This is a genomic window from Burkholderia sp. MR1-5-21 (genome assembly GCF_053427715.1).
In genome coordinates, this window is the sequence record NZ_JBSAXD010000148.1 from 1 (window position 1) to 337 (window position 337).

Genomic DNA, 337 nt, shown 5'->3' on the forward strand with positions numbered 1-337 from the left:
ACCCATGCCGCCGAGCACGACGATCGCGAGGATCAGCGCCGACTCGATGAAGGTGAACGATTCCGGATTCACGAGGCCCTGGCGCGCCGCGAAGAACGCGCCGCCGATACCCGCGAACGATGCACCGAGCGTGAACGCCGACAGCTTGATGCGGGTCGGGTTCAGACCCAGCGACCGGCACGCGATCTCGTCGTCGCGCAGCGCTTCCCACGCGCGGCCCATCGGCATGCGGATCAGCCGGCTCGTCACGAACAGCGTGAAGCAGACGAGCACGAGCGCGAGCAGGTACAGGAAGATCACCACGTGGTCGCCGCTGTATTCCAGCCCGATCAGTTCA

1 protein-coding gene is annotated in these 337 nt (G+C 65.9%); it reads right to left on the minus strand.

The features are described 5' to 3' along the window. Positions 1-337, minus strand: a 337-nt coding sequence (locus ACV229_RS40825; protein ID WP_448088696.1) for an ABC transporter permease subunit, incomplete at both ends; no start/stop codon positions are given.